Origin of the sequence: Desulfamplus magnetovallimortis (genome assembly GCF_900170035.1) — a bacterium.
In the GTDB taxonomy this organism is placed as follows: domain Bacteria; phylum Desulfobacterota; class Desulfobacteria; order Desulfobacterales; family Desulfobacteraceae; genus Desulfamplus; species Desulfamplus magnetovallimortis.
Genome location: NZ_LT828543.1, coordinates 3,726 through 5,193, shown reverse-complemented (window position 1 = coordinate 5,193; position 1,468 = coordinate 3,726). Strand labels below are relative to the sequence as shown.

General features: G+C 41.1%; 2 protein-coding genes. Both read right to left on the bottom strand.

The genetic code is table 11. The annotated features are described in order from the left end of the window. Positions 1–1,053: ATP-binding protein (locus MTBBW1_RS08745; protein WP_186441170.1), on the bottom strand; the 1,053-nt coding region annotated here is incomplete at its 3' end. 30 nt (positions 1,054–1,083) lie between these two features. Next, on the bottom strand, positions 1,084–1,468 hold a 385-nt coding region (locus tag MTBBW1_RS28275), incomplete at its 5' end, for a hypothetical protein (protein ID WP_186441169.1).

Genomic DNA, 1,468 nt, shown 5'->3' with positions numbered 1-1,468 from the left:
TGTCCAGACACGATCAGAATGTTTGCTCATGTGCAGCAAAATAGCCTTGGCATTAATATCGTTGACACGATCAAGGGTCTGTTCAATATATTCTCCCCAGGTCATGGACATCTCTGAGAGACGATCTGAAATCTCAAAATTAACTGTAGCAACAACACCCTGACGTGTAGTTAGATCCTTATTTTCGTAACCGCTCTCTATCACGCAGGAGATGAAAAAAGGATCTGACTTACAAAGCTGGTTTATCTCAACAGCACTTTCGTTAGTTATGGCCTCTTCATAGTATTCCGCATACTTAAAAACTGCCTGAAGCCCCTCTTCAGGTGTCAGATAGGGATTCATAAAAAAACGTTTGAGCCTTCCTGCCTCAAGATACTCATCCAAAATGCCCATGAGCCAGCCAACATATGAACCGGTTACAAGCATTGGGGCTATCCTGGATTCTGAAACTCCGTGAAAACTTCCGGCCATACTTTCATCTTTAGCCCTCTCACATCCTTCATCTCTGTATATATACTCCGTTATGTTCTGGAATTCATCTATGATAACCAGAAACCGGATATCAAGAGCAGCCCCAAAACGCTCAGGTGCTGTATAAGCTGTATTCCACATGGAATCATAATTGCCAGATTCCTGGCTTTCAAGAATGGAATCTACATCTTCTGTTAAATGGCGATGAGATACAGATTTTCCATATTCTCGAATCTGTTTCAATGTCAATGGAGTTGTGACACGCATCTCATCCCTTTCAAGGAAAGAAATATATTGGGAAGCAAAGGTTCTGTAATACTCCTCTGCAAAATTGGGATACCATTTTTTATTCTCACTGATTTCAAAAAATAGAGGAATTACCTTTCCGTTTTGATTCCAGAGCTGATTAAACAGTCTCTGAATAAAAGCTGTTTTACCGCTTTTTCTTCGGGCCAGGATCACACGAGATTTGGAAAGGCGTCCGGGAATACGGGATATCCATTTATGGAAACCTGCAAACTCTTTTTCACGGCCAACAAGAAGATCCGGTTCTCCTATGCGTTCAGGCAGAGGATATTTCACGGTGTATCGTTCCTTTCTCCGTACATAAAGTCATTCAAAAGATAAAAAATATGTAATTTTATCTGAAATACCTATACAATTTTCTCTGCAAAAGCGAGTAGCTTCTTCTGTAAAACCTCCAGTGGATAGAAAGGCAGGCAAAAGAAGCTGTTCCGGGAAAATTGCTGAATATGCATCACATTTTTCCACAAAATCCTTGACCAAAGCAATCCCGGTCCTCTCTTTTGTCTTTTTCACATCAACAAGCACAATCCGGCCGCACTCAGATTTTGCCATCACATCAATTTCCATCTCCTTGCCGTCATCCCTCTGAAATTTCCAGCGAAGCCTCACATCAATGATATTTAAAGTCGTGGTGTCAGTGACTCCATCAAAATAGATATCAAGGGAAAAGCGTTTACGGCTTCTGAAGTCT